This is a genomic window from Streptomyces sp. CA-294286, assembly GCF_050947155.1.
In the GTDB taxonomy this organism is placed as follows: Bacteria; Actinomycetota; Actinomycetes; order Streptomycetales; family Streptomycetaceae; genus Streptomyces.
The window spans coordinates 2,586,862-2,603,123 of record NZ_CP192005.1 but is presented as its reverse complement, the minus strand read 5'-3'; the positions used below and the strand labels follow the sequence as shown (position 1 = coordinate 2,603,123).

Here is a 16,262-nt window from a genome sequence, read left to right as displayed (position 1 = left end):
GTTCGCCCGCATGTCCGACCACCGCCCTGCCCCCGGGAACACCGACGTGTCCGCCCGGACGTCAGCCAACCAGCGTCCGTGCGCGCGGGGCAGCGGCCGACCCGGCAGCCTCCACGCCCTGCGCGCTGCCGGAACCGGGCAGCACCGACGGGCAGCACCCGACCGGGCAGCGGCCCGCCGGCACCCGACCGGGCAGCAGCACGCCGGAAGCCGAAGAGCAGCCATCCTGAAGCCGGGCCCGCCTGCCGCTCCGGGCGGGAGCCGGAGCGGCAGGCGGTGCTGTCCGGCGTGGGGTGGCAGCCGTCCCGGACCCGCCTTTTCGGAGCCGTCCGGGGAGGGTTGGCGGCTGAACCGGGCCCGCCTTTCCGGGCCCGTCCGGCGAGGGTCCGCAGCCGTTCCGGACCCGCCTTCCGGCGCCGTCCGGCGCCGTCCGGCGAAAGGTCGCAGCCGCCCCGAACGGGACCGTCCGGTGAGGGTCCGCAGCCGTCCCCGACCCGCCGTCCCCTACGCCTCCGTCCCCACCGGCACCATCAGCCCCCAGGCCGCTTCCCGCACCGTCCAGGTCCGCGTCCGCACCGGCCCGCCCACCACCTCGTCCGCCCGGTAACGGAAGTCCGGCCCCGAGACCGTCACGGTGAGGGCCTCGGCCCGTACCGGGGACCCGGAGCCCGTGCCCCGGACCAGCACCTCGGCCCGGCCGCCCCGGGACCGTACCGACACGTCCTCCACCGGCACGTCCAGGTCGCTCATCAGCACGCCGTCCGCCTCCACCCGCAGCCGGTAGCTGCGCAGCGCGGGCGTCGGCGCTGGTCTGGCCAGGGACAGCGTCCGGACGAGCGTCCGGCAGGTCGTCCACACGGAGGGCGCCGGGAGGCGCGCCGGAGAGGCAGCCGGGATGCGCAGCCCGCCCAGTACCACTCCGTCGCTGTCGTCCACCAGCAGGTCGAGGCGGCGCACCCGTCCGTCCAGGACCGCCCTGGCCGCGGCCACCGTGGACGTCGGCACGCCCAGCGAACGGGCCAGCGAAACGGCCGAACCGACCGGTACGACGGACACCGGGCCGCCCGCCGCCAGCTCCCGTTCCCGGTGCAGCAGGCCCACCGTGCGCAGCAGCGCGCGGTCGTCGCCGATCACCACCGGCCGCCGCCGGCCCCGGCGGGCGAGGGCCCGCGCGAACTCCTCACCGGTCTCCGGAAGACAAATTTTGGCGCGCGCCCCTGCGCACAAGACATCCTTCGCGATACGGACGGACTCGCCGTCCATACGCCGGGCGACCGGGTCGATGACCACCAGCAGCTGGTCGGGAGCCGACACCTCGGTCCTTCCTCGGGTAGCATCTTTGTGCAAGAGCCCCTTGCGCTATTGCGCCAGGGGCTTCGTCTATTCCGGGGCAGCGGTTCAACGGTCACAGCACGTGAGGCACACGTCGACACAGTCGTCGACGTACGTCGTCGCGTACGCCCCTGACCTTGGACATGCCCCGCCCGGAAGGGGTGTACGCCTGTGCCCGCACTTGTGCTGCTCGGTGCTCAGTGGGGTGACGAAGGCAAGGGAAAGGCCACCGACCTGCTCGGTGGGTCCGTTGATTATGTGGTGCGCTACCAGGGTGGCAACAACGCCGGCCACACGGTCGTCGTGGGCGACCAGAAGTACGCGCTGCATCTTCTCCCTTCCGGAATCCTCTCTCCTGAGTGCACGCCGGTCATCGGAAACGGTGTCGTCGTCGATCCCGCCGTCCTGCTCTCCGAGCTGAGCGGACTGAACGACCGCGGCGTCGACACGTCCAAGCTTCTGATCAGCGGCAACGCTCACCTGATCACGCCGTACAACGTCACCGTCGACAAGGTGACGGAACGCTTCCTCGGCAAGCGGAAGATCGGCACCACCGGCCGCGGCATCGGCCCGACCTACGCGGACAAGATCAACCGCGTCGGCATCCGCGTCCAGGACCTCTACGACGAGTCGATCCTCATCCAGAAGGTCGAAGCGGCGCTGGAGACCAAGAACCAGCTGCTCACCAAGCTCTACAACCGCCGCGCCATCGAGGCCGGGAAGATCGTCGAGGAGATGCTCCAGTACGCGGAGCAGATCAAGCCCTTCGTGGCCGACACGACGCTCATCCTGAACAAGGCGCTGGACGACGACAAGGTGGTCCTCTTCGAGGGCGGCCAGGGCACCCTGCTCGACGTCGACCACGGCACGTACCCCTTCGTCACCTCCTCGAACCCGACCGCGGGCGGCGCCTGCACGGGTGCGGGCGTGGGCCCGACGAAGATCAGCCGCGTCATCGGCATCCTCAAGGCGTACACGACCCGCGTCGGCGCCGGACCGTTCCCGACGGAACTGTTCGACGAGGACGGCGAGGCGCTGCGCCGCATCGGCGGCGAGCGCGGTGTCACCACCGGCCGTGACCGCCGCTGCGGCTGGTTCGACGCCCCGATCGCCCGCTACGCGACCCGCGTGAACGGCCTGACGGACTTCTTCCTCACCAAGCTGGACGTGCTGACCGGCTGGGAGGAGATCCCGGTCTGCGTCGCGTACGAGATCGACGGCAAGCGCGTCGAGGAGCTCCCGTACTCGCAGACCGACTTCCACCACGCGAAGCCGATCTACGAGAAGCTCCCCGGCTGGTCCGAGGACATCACCAAGGCCAAGACCTTCGACGACCTGCCGAAGAACGCGCAGGCCTACGTGAAGGCCCTGGAGGAGATGTCCGGCGCACCCATCTCCGCGATCGGCGTCGGCCCCGGCCGCACCGAGACGATCGAGATCAACTCCTTCATCTAGGGGTTCGCGCCGTACGAGTGACGGCTGTACGAGTGACAGCCGTACGAGTGACGGCTGTGCGAGGGACAGCTGTGCGGGTAACGGCTGTGCGAGTGAGGGGCGACCGGGATGTCCGGTCGCCCCTCGCGTACGACCGCTCAGCCCTCACCGCAGACCCGCAGGCCCTTCGGCGTCGCGCACGGCAGGTGTCCGTGCGTGCGGATGATCTCCTGGCCGCCGCCCCGCCCCAGGTAGGTGAGGAAGCTGGAGGCGAGCGAGTCGGCGGGCGGCCTGCCGTACGTGTAGGCGTACTCGATCTCCCGGTAGGGGTAGGCCGAGTCGCCGATCTCGTCCACCGAGGGCGCCGCGCCGTCGATGCTCAGCCGGCGTACGCCCTTCAGGGCCGTGCCGGAACGCAGTTCGCTGTACCCGATGGCCCCGGGCAGCCGGGCCACCGCGTCCAGCACCGCCTCCGTGCTGGTGAGTTCGCAGCGGACGACCGGCGCGGTGGGGAAGTCGGGGGTGGCGCAGTCGCGGGAGGAGTTGGCCGGTTCCAGGCCGTCCAGGACGCGCCGTTGGAAGATCTCCCGAGTGCCGGAGCTGGCGTTCCTGCTGACCAGCAGGATGGGGCGGCGCGGTGTCCGGGGCCCGCCGAAGTGGCTCCAGTCGCGGATCTCGCCCCGGTAGATCCGCCGCAGGTCGGTGAGGGACAGGTCGCGCACCGGCAGCCGGTCGTTGACGACCACGGCGAACACGGACACCGCGATGCGGTCCTCCCGCAGCTGCGCGTACTGCTTGGGTCGCGGTCCGTCGGACAGGGCGATCACCCCCGGCGACCCGCCGCCCTTCGTGTCCGTCCGCGCGCCCTCCCGGACGAGTTCGTCGAGTCCGGCGTTGCTGCCGTGCGCCTCGATGCGGATGTGGGAACCCGGGCAGTCCTTCATGTACTTCCGCGCCGCCTCCCGCGCCACCGGCGCGAACGCCGTCGACCCGGTCACCCGCAGCGCGCCCCGCTCGCAGCCGATCGGCGGGGCGTCCTCCCGTACGACGATGATCGCGGCGAGCGCGACGACGCACACCGTCATCAGCACGGTGATGACCCGGGCCGGCCTGCTGAACAGCGGCGGCTTCTCGTCCGGGGTGGTACTGCGGTTCGGCATCACCTCGCCGTCCCGGATGCCGCCGCTGATCCGCACCGCGCCGCCGACCCCGCCGCCGGTGAGCAGTACCAGCAGCTTGAAGTGCTGGCCCCGGTTGAGCGGCACGCGCGGCAGGTAGAGGCGGTTGTCGGTGTGGCGCATTCCGGCCGCGGGCGTGAAGTGGTCCATGAGGTGCTCGGCCCCGGAGGGCTGGGTGACGGCGACACCCTGGATGGTGCGGTCCTCGAACTCGACGGTGAGGCCGTGCAGATCGATGCCGGTGTAGTCGTTGTCGGCGATGCTCTGCGAACCGTCGTTCTCGATACGGAGCAGCACGAGCGTGCCGTCCGACATGTCCACGCCGGGCGTCTCGCGGAACAGCCCGGTCCGCACGTTCGTCCGCCCGCCCCGGGCGTCTCCCCCTATCGGCGTGTCCAACTGCACCCGGTATCCGATGCGTTTGCGCCGCGGCACCCGGCGCTCGTACCAGAGGGCCGCCGCCGACGCGAGCACACCGAGTACGGCCGTGCACACCGCGACGACGTTCTCCGCGCTGACCCATTCCACTGCCGTTGGCCCCCCTGTGGCTCCGGGCGTTGTCGGTGACCGGACGGCAACGGTACGAGGGAGGATCCGGCCGCAGGGCGAGAACGGACCACTGTTCGCCGGGAGTTCGGCATTCCGCAGTGTCCCGGACCGGGAGCACGCCGTGCGCCCTCGTGCCGTCGTGGGGATGCGGGCAACTGCGCGCCCAGCAAGCCGCGTTGTTCCGTGCGAGTCCTGTGGGGGTGCACGAGTCCCATGCACCCTCGTGCCGTCGTGGGGATGCGGGCAACTGCGCGCCCAGCAAGCCGCGTTGTTGTGTGCGAGTCCTGTGGGGCTGTACGACTCCCGCACACACGTGCCGCACCGGTCGCCAGGTCGGGGTGGCATCATCCGGCCATGAGCCCTACCGCGCGACAGCTCGCCCTGGCGACCCTGGACAGACAGCTCCTGCTCGAACGCCGGTCCCTCGACGTGGCGGAAGCGGTCCGTCAACTCTGTGCTCTCCAGGCGCAGACACCGGCATCCCCCTACCTGGCGCTGTGGAACCGGGTGCGCGACTTCGCCCCCGAGGACCTCGACGCGGCGTTCGCGGACGGCCGGGTCGTGAAGGCCACCCTCATGCGGATCACCCTGCACGCCGTCCACGCCGACGACTACGCCCCCTACCGGGCCGCCATGCTGAGCACACTGCGCGCGGCGCGGCTGTACGACGGCCGCTACACCGCGACGGGGCTGACCCCCGACGACGCCGACGCACTGCTCCCGCGGCTCGCCGGGTTCCTGGCACAGCCCCGTACCGGCGTCCAGGTGGAGGAGGAGGTCACCGGTCGGCACGGCGAGCACGCGCGCCGCATGTGGTGGGCGCTGCGCACGTTCGCGCCGGTGCACCACGCGCCGACCGGCGGCCCCTGGTCGTTCACGCACCGCAACGCCTATCGTGCCGCCCCGGCCGCGCCCGGGGCCACGCCGGAGGAAGCCGACGCCGGGGTCCGGCACCTGCTTCTCGCCCACCTGCGTGCGTTCGGCCCCGCCACGGCACAGGACTTCGCCCGCTTCACCCTGCTGACCCGCGCCGCGACGACCAAGGCGCTCCAGGGGCTCGGCGACCGACTGGTACGGCTGTCGGGCCCCGACGGGACCGTGCTGTTCGACCTGCCCGACGCCACCGTTCCCGACGCCGACACCCCGGCACCGCCGAGGCTGCTGCCGATGTGGGACAGCACGCTGCTCGCCCACACCATCCCCGGACGGCTCCTGCCCGCCGAATACCGGCCGTTGGTCGTGCGGCGCAACGGTGACGTCCTGCCGTGCTTCCTCGTCGACGGCAAGGTCGCCGGGGTGTGGCGGGCGGCCGACGGCGGCCTGGAACTGATCGCTTTCCACAAGCTGGGGAAAGCCGCGCGGCAGGGCCTGACCGAGGAGGCGGAACGGCTGTGGTCCCTGGTGGCCGCACGCGACCCGGCCGTCTACGGGCGTTACGGACACTGGTGGGACAAGGGGTTCCCCGTGGTCGAGAGGATCCTCGTCAAGGGCTGACCGCCTCCCGGTCAGCCCTCGTGGTGAGCGCAGTGCGTACACGGAGGGGCTCTCCGTCAGGAGGGCGCGGAGAACGGGTCCAGTGCAGGTTCAGGGGGTCGTTTCGTCCGGTGCGGGACGAGACCGACGCTTCGCCTTGCGGTCCTCAGGCCCCAGGGCCAGCATGTCCCCGAAGTTGAGCAGCACCTCGCCGCACACCCGCAGAATCCGCACCCCCACGAGCACGAGCTCTTCCATCGGTGTCCCCCCGCCTCCCACGCGACGGACCGGCGATCCGTCCCCTTGGTATGACTGACGCGGGCAGGGGATGGCGCGTTGCCTCGGCATCAGGCCACGAGGCTCTTCGCGCTGGACTGCATCGACGCGGCCGAGCGGGCGGGCAGCGAGCGCCCTGTCACCGGCCCTGTCTCCGCTCTCCGGCCCCGGCCCCGTCTCGTGCGACGAGACCGATCGGGCCACCGGGCCGGTTGCCGGCGGCGGCCCGCCACCGTGCACGGCGCGTCCGTCAGGGGGCGATACGGGTCAGCCGGCCCGTCGCGGCCCCCTCGACGGTCGCGGTGGTGCTGGTGACGCGGGTCGGGCGGGCGGGGTCGTCGCAGTGCGGATCGTTGAGCACTGTCGCACCGTGCCGCGACCAGAAGAGCACGGAGGGAGCGGGCTCGCCGAAGTAGCGGCGGATCTCCCACTGTTCGGTGCCGTTGACCCGGTCCGCCTCCAGGCGGTGCTTGTCGAGCGCGAGGCGGGCGAGGAAACCGTACGCGCCGGTACGGCCGAGCTTCTCGAAGCGGACCTGGCCCCCGTACAGGCCGCCCAAGTCGCCCGGGTCGGCCCAGTCGAGAGGGCTTCCGCCGCACTCGGGGACGGGGACCGGCGTGGTCGCAGGACCCGCGACCGGGGTGGGGGCTGCCGCGTCGGCGGGTGCGGGGGCCGGTGCCGCGAGCGCCGGTGCGGTGAGGAGGGCCGCAAGAGCGAGGGTGGTCAAGGCGGGGGCGAGAGTACGGGACATGAGGGGACGGAACCTTTCGCCAGCAACGGACGGACGACGCCGCGGCTTCGCCGCGCACCCACCACCCTGTTCCAGATCCGCGGCCAGGGGCACCCCCGGTACCCGAATGGAAGCGGGGGCGAGGGGGCGGGGCGGGGCGCTCGGCGGGTCGTGCGCGCCGCGAGCAACACCGTTCATCCGTAGTGGTGTCCGAGAAGAACGAGCGACATGATCCATTCATGAGTGACGACGCTGAGATCGTGTTGATGGCCGACCCGAGGATCGCCGCCGTTCCGGTACGGGAGTGCGGCGAGGCGCTGAGGGACGTACGGGAGAGCGGTCTGCGGACGGGGGAGGAGCGGCTGGACGAAAAGGGGTATTACGCCCACTTGCGGACGGGCGTCGTCCAGCGCCTGCTCCGGGCCCAGGAGTCGCTGCCCGCCGGGCTGCGTCTGGTGATGGTGGAGGGATACCGGCCGCCCGCGCTCCAGCGGGAGTACTTCGAGGAGTACGAGGCGGAACTGCGCGCCCTGCACCCGCACTGGACGGCCACGGAACTGCGCAGCGCCGCGAGCCGCTACGTGTCGCCGCCGGAGATCGCCCCGCACAGTGCGGGAGCCGCAGTCGACCTGACCCTGGCGGACGCGGACGGCCGCGAACTGGACATGGGCACACCGATGAACGCGAGCCCGGAGGAGAGCGCGGGCGCGTGCTACACCCACGCCCTCGGATTGAGCCCGCAGGCACGGGCGAACCGTTCGGTACTGGGCGCGGCCCTGAGCGCAGCCGGGCTGGTCAACTACCCGACGGAATGGTGGCACTGGTCGTACGGGGACAGGTACTGGGCGTGGCGGACGAGGGCTGCGGAGGCCCGCTACGGCACCCGGGAGATCTGACGGGCCGGCCCCGCCTCGAAGGGCGGGCCGGCCCCCGGCCCCGCTCGTTGCAGCCCCGCCGGGTGGCACAAGGATATGGACAACATGCTGTCAACATGACAGCATGTTGTCATCGGTCCGCTCGGGTCCGATCGCTCACGATCGAGAGGCACTTCCATGCCCCCCAAGACCGTGCACCTCGCCGTCTACCCCACCCTCGCCGACTGGGAGACCGGCTTCGCCACCGCCTTCCTGGTGCAGCACGGCTACGAGGTGAAGACCGTCGGCCTCACCGCCGACCCCGTCGCCACCATGGGCGGTCTCCGCGTCCTCCCCGACGTGGCCCTCGGTGACCTGGACGCGTCGGACAGCTCGCTCCTGATCCTCCCCGGGGCCCAACTCTTCGACGAAGGTGATGGTTTGGCCCCCTTCGCCGCTGCCGCCCGCCGCTTCGTCGAGGCCGGTGTCCCCGTCGCCGCCATCTGCGGTGCCACCCTCGGTCTCGCCACGGAAGGCCTGCTCGACGACCGCGCCCACACCAGTGCCGTGTCCTTCTACCTCGCCGCGAGCGGCTACAAGGGCGGCGAGCACTACGCGGAGGCCGACGCCGTGACCTCCGCGGACGGCCTGGTCGTCACCGCGGGTCCGACCGAGCCGGTCGCGTTCGCGCGGGAGATCTTCGCCCTGCTCCGCGTATTCGAGGGCGACAAGCTCGACGCCTGGTACCGCCTCTTCCACGACTCCGACCCCTCCGCCTACGAGGTCCTCTCCGCGTGAGCGCCGAATCCCCGACCCAGCGCCTCCTCACCCGTACCGCTCTCGGCGTCTTCCACCTCAACGGCCAGTTCATCTCCGTCTCCGACGCGATGGCCCGCGAGGTGGGCCTGACCGCCGCCTGGTGGCAGGTCCTGGGGGCGGTCAACCGGACACCCGCACCCGTGGCGTCGATCGCCCGCACGATGGGCATCACCCGCCAGAGCGTCCAGCGCATCGCCGACCTCCTCGTCAGCAGGGGCCTGGCGGAGTACGCCGACAACCCGGCGCACCGCCGCGCGAAACTCCTCCGCGCGACCCCCGCGGGCAGCGACGCCATCCGGCGGCTCGACCCCGCCCACGCCGAACTCGCCGCCGCGCTGTTGGCGGAGCTGGGCGAGGAGGGCTTCGCCGAGACGGCCCGCGTGCTCGAACGTCTCTCCGTGGCAATGGAAAGCGTGTCCGGTACGGTGACGGAACGGTAGCGGGCACCGGACCCGTTTGTCGTACGACGGCACTATCCTCGGCCCATCGCGGTCACATCGGGGGAGGGTGGCGCAGCAGTCATGGCCATGGAGAAACTGGGTCCCGAGGACCCCCAACGCATCGGTGCGTACCGCCTGTTGGCGCGCCTCGGCGCGGGTGGCATGGGCCAGGTCTTCCTGGCCCGCTCGGAGCGCGGCCGCACGGTCGCGGTCAAGCTCGTACGCAGGGAACTCGCCGAGCAGGAGGAGTTCCGTTCCCGCTTCCGGCAGGAGGTGCACGCGGCGCGGCGGGTCGGCGGCCGGTGGACGGCTCCGGTCCTCGACGCGGACACGGAGGCCGACGTCCCGTGGGTCGCCACGGGTTACGTCGCCGGGCCCACCCTCCAGCAGGTGGTCTCCGGCAGCCACGGCCCCCTGCCGGAGCGCTCGGTCGTGATCCTCGCCGCCGGCCTCGCCCGCGCGCTCAAGGACATCCACGCCGCGGGCCTGATCCACCGCGACCTGAAGCCCTCCAACGTCCTGGTCACCATCGACGGGCCGCGCGTCATCGACTTCGGCATCGCCCGTGCCCTGGAAACGGTCACCGAAAGCGGTCTGACCCGCACCGGCGCACTGGTCGGCTCCCCGGGCTTCATGGCCCCGGAGCAGATCCGGGGCGACCGGGTGACCCCGGCGTGCGACGTGTTCTGCCTGGGCTCGGTCCTCGCGTACGCGGCCACCGGCAAGCTGCCTTTCGGCACCTCGCACAGCGGCGTGCACGCGATGATGTACCGCATCGCCCAGGAGCCCCCGGACCTCTCCGGCGTTCCGGAATCCCTCCACGACCTGATCCGCGACTGCCTCCAGAAGCCCCCCGCAGCCCGCCCCGCCCTGGACGACCTCCTGTCCCGTACGGGACCGGGCCAGGCCCCCGGAGACCCGTGGCTCCCGGCGTCCCTGGTGGCTCAACTGGGAGCGCACGCGGTCCAGTTGCTGGACCTGGAGAACCCGACGACGTCGCTCGTGGGCCCTGCCGCGAACTCCGAGGGGCCGCCCGGCACACCTGCCGGGCCGGCTGCGAACGCCGGATCCGGCACGCCCGCAGGGCACAGCGCCGCCGTCGGATCAGGTGCACCCGCAGGTCCCGCTCAGTCCGACGGCTCCGCAGCACCCGGCTCCGCAGCGCCCGGCTCCGTCGGCCCGCAGGCTCCCACCGGGGGACCGGGCACTCCCCAGCCGGGAACCCCGCACCGACCGGGCGGCCCCGGCGGTGACCCCGCCGGGCCCGGGGGGCCGGGCGTGCCGGGGGGTCCCGGCGCGACTGAGGGCCAGGGAAGTCCCAGCACCCCCAGGAGGCCCGCGGGGCCCAGCAACCCCAGTAGCCCCGGTGGCCCCAGCAACCCCGGCGGGGTGCACTCCCTGCCCACCGTCGTCGTCCCGAACCGTCCCGGCGCCCCGGCGGGGCCCGGTGGCGCACCCGGAGGGGGCGGTGCCCCGGAGGCCGCCGGAGGCCCCGGCGGCCCGCCCGCACCCGGCACGCCGCGTTCGCCGGGGACCGTTCCCGCGCAGCCCCACGGGCACGCGCCGGGCCCGCTCCCCGCACTGCCACCCGCCCAGCCCGGCGCGTACGGGTACCCCACCCCGCCCGGCCAGTACGGCGGCTACGGCCACCCCCAGCTGCCCCCGGCAGGGCAGGGTCACGGCGCACCTGATCCGTACGGCTACCCCACCCCGCCCGGCGGCTACGGCTACCCGGCCCCGTTGGGTCCCGGCGACTCCGGGCCCCCGCCCCGCAGCAACCGGGCCACCGCCGCCCTGATCGCCGTCGCACTCGTCGTGGCGCTGGGCGCGGGCGGGACGGTCTACGCGTTCATGCGGGGCGACGACGCCGCCGACCGGCCCTCCGTCTCCCCCACCGGCAACAACAGCCCCACCGGGCAGGGGGCGGCCCCCGGTACGGGCAGTACGCCCAGCAACCCCCAGTCCTCGTCCGACCCGGCCGGCGGCGACACTCCGCCCCCCTCCGAAGCCACCACCGTCCCGGCGGGATTTCTCGGGACCTGGCGCGGCACGGTCGGCGGTGACGCAGGCATCAGTACGCGGAGCCTCACCATCCGGCAGGGGAAGGTGGGTGACACCGTCATGACGCTCACGGCCAACGGGCCGACCGGTTCCGGGAGTTACCACTGTCGTTTCGAGGCGGAACTGACCTCGGACCCAGGGACGTACGGGCCGTTGCGGCTCGGCCCCTCCCGGGTCGTGCTGGGTCCGTCGAGCACGTGCTCACCGGGCAGGGCGTCCGAGGTGGTGCTGCTGTCCGACGGGCGGATGCGGCGTACGACGGGTGACGGGAAGTCGGTGACGTACACGCGGTAGGGGGCGTGCTCGTACGCGCACGCGCGCAGGACTGCGTGCGTGCGCAGCCGCCCCCCCGGCACTGCGCGTCCCCCGGCACCCCCCACCCCGCAGCTCTGGCACCCCGCGTCCCCCGGCACCGCCGCCCCGCAGCTCTCAGCACCCGGCCTCCCCGGGCACCTCCCCAGCCCCCGGCACCCCGCAGCTCCCGGCACTGCGCCCCCCGGCACCCCCACCCCGCAGCTCCCGGCGCTGCGCCTCCCGGCACCTGTCCCCTCCGCTCTCCGCGTCCCGCAGCTCCCGGCATCCCCCAGCCCCCGGCACCTGCACCCCTCCGCTCTCCGAGTCCCGCCCTCCGCGTCCCGTTCTGCGTGTCCTCACCGGACGCCTCCCCCTGTCCTCTCCCTGAGCCCCCGCTCTCGACACCCTGCCGACCCGTACGCCCCCACCCGTACAAGATGGTCATGGCGGCTCCGGCCCCGCGTTCTCTACCCTCGCCCCATGACCCCTCACTTCTCCCCGGACCCGGCCAAGGGCGCAGCCGTCAAGGCCGCCGACCGGGCGCACGTGTTCCACTCCTGGTCCGCCCAGGGCCTGATCGACCCCCTGGCCGTCGCCGGTGCCGAGGGCTCGTACTTCTGGGACTACGAGGGCAACCGCTACCTCGACTTCACCAGTGGCCTCGTGTTCACCAACATCGGCTACCAGCACCCCCAGGTCGTCCGGGCGATCCAGGAGCAGGCGGCCACCATGACCACCTTCGCCCCGGCGTTCGCCGTCGAGGCGCGGTCCGAGGCCGCCCGGCTCATCGCCTCCCGCACCCCCGGCGACCTCGACAAGATCTTCTTCACCAACGGCGGCGCCGAAGCCATCGAGAACGCCGTACGGATGGCCCGTCTGCACACGGGCCGTCCCAAGGTGCTGGCCGCGTACCGCTCGTACCACGGTGCGACGAACACCGCGATCAACCTCACCGGCGACCCGCGCCGCTGGGCCTCCGACAACGGGTCCTCCGGGACGGTCCACTTCTGGGCGCCGTTCCTCTACCGGTCCGCGTTCTACGCGTCGACCGAGGAGGAGGAGTGCGCGCGCGCCCTCCAGCACCTCAAGGACACGATCGCCTTCGAGGGACCGACGTCCGTCGCCGCGATCGTCCTGGAAACGGTGCCCGGCACCGCCGGAATCATGACGCCGCCGCCCGGCTACCTCCAGGGCGTGCGGGAGATCTGCGACCGCCACGGAATCGTCTTCGTGCTGGACGAGGTCATGGCCGGCTTCGGGCGCACCGGCAAGTGGTTCGCGGCCGAGCACTACGACGTGGTGCCCGACCTGATGACCTTCGCGAAGGGCGTCAACAGCGGGTACGTGCCGCTGGGCGGCGTCGCGATCTCCGCAGAGATCGCCGAGACCTTCGACAAGCGCGCCTTCCCGGGCGGTCTGACGTACTCCGGGCACCCGCTCGCCTGCGCCGCGGCCGTCGCCACCCTCACGGTGATGGAGGAGGAGAAGGTCGTCGAGAACGCCGCGCACATCGGGGCGACCGTCATCGAGCCGGGCCTGCGGAACCTCGCCGAACGCCACCCGAGCATCGGCGACGTCCGCGGCACGGGCATGTTCTGGGCACTGGAGCTGGTGAAGAACCGCGAGACGCGGGAACCGCTGGTGCCGTACAACGCGACCGGCGCCGCCGCCGCACCGATGGCCGCCTTCGGCGCGGCCTGCAAGAAGAACGGCCTGTGGCCCTTCATCAACATGAACCGCACGCACGTCGTACCGCCGTGCAACGTCACCGAAGCCGAGGCGAAGGAAGGGCTTGCGGCCCTGGACGAGGCGCTGACGGTGGCGGACGAGCACACCGCGTGACCCGCGGCGCCCCCGCGCGAAACGGCAGGTGATCTCCCCCTTGTCCCGCTCCGTCCGCCCCATAGGGTGTCCGGAGCGGACGAAGGGGGAGTCACCATGCCCGCGAGCGGAGCCGATACCCGCGGGACCGTCAACCGCAGCACCCTGCGCCAGCAGCTCGCCGACGCACTGCGTGACGAGGTGCTGGCGGGACGACTGCAACCCGGCCGGGAGTTCACGGTCAAGCACATCGCCGAGAGTTACGAGGTCTCCGCGACGCCCGTGCGCGAGGCCCTCTTCGACCTCGCGGCGCAGGGCCTCCTCGCATCCGACCAGCACAAGGGGTTCCGGGTACGGGAGTACAGCGTCGCCGAGTTCAGGGGCATGGTCGAGGCGCGTTCCCTCGTGGTGTCCGGCGTCCACCAGCGGCTCGCCATCGCCGCGAGCGACCTCGCGCCCGACCGGCTCGCGGTGCTGCGACGCAGGGCCGAGGAGGCGGCGCGGGCGGCCAGGGCAGGGGACTTGGACGTGCTCATCGGCTACGACCTGCGCTTCTGGCAGGAGTTGGCCACCATGGTCGGCAACCCGCACATAGCCGAGTTCCTGCACCAACTCCGGGTTCGCTGCTGGGTGTTCTCCGTCCTGCGCCTGCGGGAGGAACTCGACCTCCAGGCGGCGGACTGTCTGTGGAGCGGCCACGAGGAAGTCGTCGCCGCGCTCGCGCGGTGCGACGAGGAGACCGTGTACGAGCTGCTGGCCGCGCACGACAGGACGGCGCTGGGCTGGGCGGACCGGCTCGAAGTGCGGGCCGGGCGCACGGAACGGGCCGGTACCTGAAAGCCGAGCCCGCTACGACTCACACCCTTCGCGCGGCGCGCACATGGCACTACGCTGTGGCGACCGGTCGCCGACCACGGGGCCGGACGCCGCGGACCGTGGAGGAGCGCACCCCTTGGCCTGTGACCTGTGGCTGGTCCCCCTTGTCGACGTACTGTGCCAGAGCCCCGACAACCCCTTCGCCGAAGAGATCGCCTCGTACGACAAGGCACTGACGGAGGCCGGCCTGCCGACGGTCCCGATCTTCCCGTACATGCCGGGGCTGTCCGGCGACGTCGCGCCCGTCGCGGGCTTCGACTACGACGCGCTGCACTTCCTGCGCCGGGCGTACCTGTTGCAGGTGTGCGGCCTCGCGGTCACCCCGGTCGACGAACTGGGCGGCGACTACGAGCAGTTGCTGGAGATGTTCGAGGAGAGCGCGCTGCGGTCGCACCTGGTGTGGCACTACGACCACGCGGGCGCGTACGTGCCGGTGGACTTCCCCGTGCCGCTGTCCAACGACGAACTCCTCGGGGGAGGCGGGCCGCTGGGATCCGCGCAGGGACTGCTGCGGGAGTTGGAGTACGTGGCGCCGTCCATCGGCATCGACCCGGCGAACCCGCCGGCGCCGCCGGCCCCTCCGGCCGGGCCGACCGCCCTGGAGGAGCCCGCCCCGGGACCGGTGGACCCGTCTCCGTTCGCCCGCGAACGGCACGTCTGGCTCGGCCTGCACGCCGCAACGACCCGAAGCCTGGGCCAAGGCTCCATGATCGTTTTCAGCTGACCTCCCCGCCCACCGGCCCCGACGTCAGCCCCCTCGGGCGGCGGAGCCACCCCTACGTCAGCCCCCTTGGGCGGCGGGGCCGCCCCCGGGGGCGCGGGGGCACCTCCCTGCACGAGCGAAGCCGAGTGCTTGGGGGAGGGCGGGCAAGGGGGCGGCCCCCACCGGACGGTGCACCCCCCGCCCCACGCCCCGTCCTGCCCACGCCGCGCTCACCCACCCCCGCACCCCCGCGCCCCCGCACCCCCGAACCGGCACCCGCACCACCCGTCCCCACCACCGGCCCCCACCTACCTCGGCGGCTCCGGCGGCCTCTGCCGAGGCATGTTCGGCCGAGTCCCCGGCGGAAGCGGAACCCGCCCGATCGGTTGCCCCGTCGCCCCCTCCGGACGGGCCGCCGGAGCCGCCCCCAGCGTCTGCATGACCAGCGGCGCGGGACCGGACCGGAACTCCACCATCCAGTCCGTCGTCTCGACGCGCACCAGCTCCGTCACGTCCTCCGTGAACCGCCGCAGCACCAGCAGGCACCGCTCCGCCGCCTCGCTCGCCGTCCCCTCCGTCGGGCCGAGGATCTCCCGTACGCTCTCCGACGCCCAGTCGAACTGGAGCGCGGTGAGCCGCCGCTGCACCGCCTGCGCGGTGGCCGTGTCCCGCATCCACCCGGACGTCAGCCCGAAGTACCGGTCGCAGGCCACGCACGCCGCCGCGGCCAGCAGCGAGAGGTAGCCCCAGCCCGCAGCGCCGGGCAGCGCGCCGATCAGGTCGAGCAGGGGGAGCGCGGTGCCCGCGACGACGGCCACCGCCGCCCCGGCCCGCAGCGCCCGCGCACCCCGCCGCTTCCAGCCCCGGTCCGCCAGGTACCAGCGGGCCGTGCGCAGCGCGCCCTCCTCGACCCACCGGTACAGCTCGTCCAGCCGTTCCGCGGGCTCGCCCCAGTCGCCGAGCGGGAACGGCCGCCCCGCCAGGTCCTCCTCGTCCCAGCCCCACTCGTCGTTGACAGGTCCTCCGGCACCGGAAACTGCGCCGGCACCGGCGTCGTGCCGGGCCGACGGCCCCTCGGGCTGCATCTCCGGCTGACTCACCGGGCACTCCTCTGCGTCTGAGAATGCGTACTGACTCGTACGGTTCTTGCGGGTCGTTCGGGACGACTGCCTACACGACGTCTACCTACAGGACGTCCGCGGGCAGGACGACCGCGTGCGCGAGGTCTGCGTACGGGACGAGACGCCGCGCGGGCGGCGTCCACCGCCGCGTAACGGCCAAACTCCTCCGTACGGGTGCGCTTGGCCCTTCCTACCGCCGAACGGTGGGCCGCGTGGCCGTTGTCCCGGTATTTCCCCCCGTAGGGGGCCGTGATCAGGTGGGAGAGCGTGAACCGTTCACTCGAAAGAGTTGCTTGGTACG

At 72.6% G+C, this 16,262-nt stretch carries 14 protein-coding genes; 9 read left to right on the top strand and 5 right to left on the bottom strand.

The window, feature by feature from the left end; translation table 11 throughout:
* Positions 1-504: 504 nt before the first annotated feature.
* Positions 505-1,263: a diacylglycerol kinase family protein gene (locus ACQPZG_RS16280; protein ID WP_433549434.1), complete on the bottom strand. Its 759-nt coding sequence runs from the start codon at positions 1,261-1,263 to the stop codon at positions 505-507.
* Between the two features lie 240 nt (positions 1,264-1,503).
* On the opposite strand from ACQPZG_RS16280, the gene ACQPZG_RS16275 reads away from it, so the two are divergent.
* Entirely contained in the window at positions 1,504-2,787 is a 1,284-nt protein-coding gene (locus ACQPZG_RS16275; protein ID WP_433546474.1) for an adenylosuccinate synthase, read from the top strand.
* A gap of 137 nt (positions 2,788-2,924) precedes the next feature.
* Here ACQPZG_RS16275 and ACQPZG_RS16270 read toward each other — a convergent pair whose 3' ends face one another.
* Positions 2,925-4,472 carry a substrate-binding domain-containing protein gene (locus ACQPZG_RS16270; RefSeq protein ID WP_433546473.1) on the bottom strand — a complete coding sequence of 516 codons (1,548 nt, stop codon included), beginning with the start codon at positions 4,470-4,472 and terminating at the stop codon, positions 2,925-2,927.
* 375 nt (positions 4,473-4,847) lie between these two features.
* On the opposite strand from ACQPZG_RS16270, the gene ACQPZG_RS16265 reads away from it, so the two are divergent.
* Positions 4,848-5,987, top strand: coding sequence for a winged helix DNA-binding domain-containing protein (locus ACQPZG_RS16265; protein ID WP_433546472.1), 1,140 nt, complete (start codon positions 4,848-4,850; stop codon positions 5,985-5,987).
* A gap of 90 nt (positions 5,988-6,077) precedes the next feature.
* Here ACQPZG_RS16265 and ACQPZG_RS16260 read toward each other — a convergent pair whose 3' ends face one another.
* Together ACQPZG_RS16260 and ACQPZG_RS16255 are read right to left on the bottom strand one after the other, a co-directional pair.
* The gene (locus tag ACQPZG_RS16260; protein WP_433546471.1) at positions 6,078-6,224 is read right to left on the bottom strand and encodes a hypothetical protein; all 147 of its coding nucleotides are present in this window, start codon (positions 6,222-6,224) and stop codon (positions 6,078-6,080) included.
* 268 nt (positions 6,225-6,492) lie between these two features.
* Entirely contained in the window at positions 6,493-6,993 is a 501-nt protein-coding gene (locus ACQPZG_RS16255) for a hypothetical protein (protein ID WP_433546470.1), read from the bottom strand.
* A 218-nt stretch (positions 6,994-7,211) separates the two neighbouring features.
* On the opposite strand from ACQPZG_RS16255, the gene ACQPZG_RS16250 reads away from it, so the two are divergent.
* From ACQPZG_RS16250 to ACQPZG_RS16220, 7 genes are all read left to right on the top strand, one after another.
* Positions 7,212-7,868, top strand: coding sequence for a M15 family metallopeptidase (locus tag ACQPZG_RS16250; RefSeq protein ID WP_433546469.1), 657 nt, complete (start codon positions 7,212-7,214; stop codon positions 7,866-7,868).
* 156 nt (positions 7,869-8,024) lie between these two features.
* Positions 8,025-8,624, top strand: coding sequence for a DJ-1/PfpI family protein (locus ACQPZG_RS16245; protein WP_433546468.1), 600 nt, complete (start codon positions 8,025-8,027; stop codon positions 8,622-8,624).
* Positions 8,621-9,085, top strand: coding sequence for a MarR family winged helix-turn-helix transcriptional regulator (locus ACQPZG_RS16240; protein WP_433546467.1), 465 nt, complete (start codon positions 8,621-8,623; stop codon positions 9,083-9,085). Before ACQPZG_RS16245 ends, ACQPZG_RS16240 begins: the two co-directional genes overlap by 4 nt.
* Before the next feature lie 87 nt (positions 9,086-9,172).
* Entirely contained in the window at positions 9,173-11,440 is a 2,268-nt protein-coding gene (locus ACQPZG_RS16235; protein WP_433549433.1) for a protein kinase domain-containing protein, read from the top strand.
* Positions 11,441-11,920: 480 nt separating this feature from the next.
* On the top strand, positions 11,921-13,282 hold the full coding sequence (locus ACQPZG_RS16230) for an aspartate aminotransferase family protein (protein WP_433546466.1): 1,362 nt from the start codon (positions 11,921-11,923) through the stop codon (positions 13,280-13,282).
* 96 nt (positions 13,283-13,378) lie between these two features.
* Positions 13,379-14,098 carry a GntR family transcriptional regulator gene (locus ACQPZG_RS16225; protein ID WP_433546465.1) on the top strand — a complete coding sequence of 240 codons (720 nt, stop codon included), beginning with the start codon at positions 13,379-13,381 and terminating at the stop codon, positions 14,096-14,098.
* 115 nt (positions 14,099-14,213) lie between these two features.
* Positions 14,214-14,861: a hypothetical protein gene (locus ACQPZG_RS16220; protein WP_433546464.1), complete on the top strand. Its 648-nt coding sequence runs from the start codon at positions 14,214-14,216 to the stop codon at positions 14,859-14,861.
* A 287-nt stretch (positions 14,862-15,148) separates the two neighbouring features.
* Here the strand turns inward: ACQPZG_RS16220 and ACQPZG_RS16215 are convergent, their stop codons facing one another.
* Complete coding sequence (locus ACQPZG_RS16215) at positions 15,149-15,940, bottom strand: SLATT domain-containing protein (RefSeq protein ID WP_433546463.1); 792 nt, start codon at positions 15,938-15,940, stop codon at positions 15,149-15,151.
* Between the last annotated feature and the right edge of the window lie 322 nt (positions 15,941-16,262).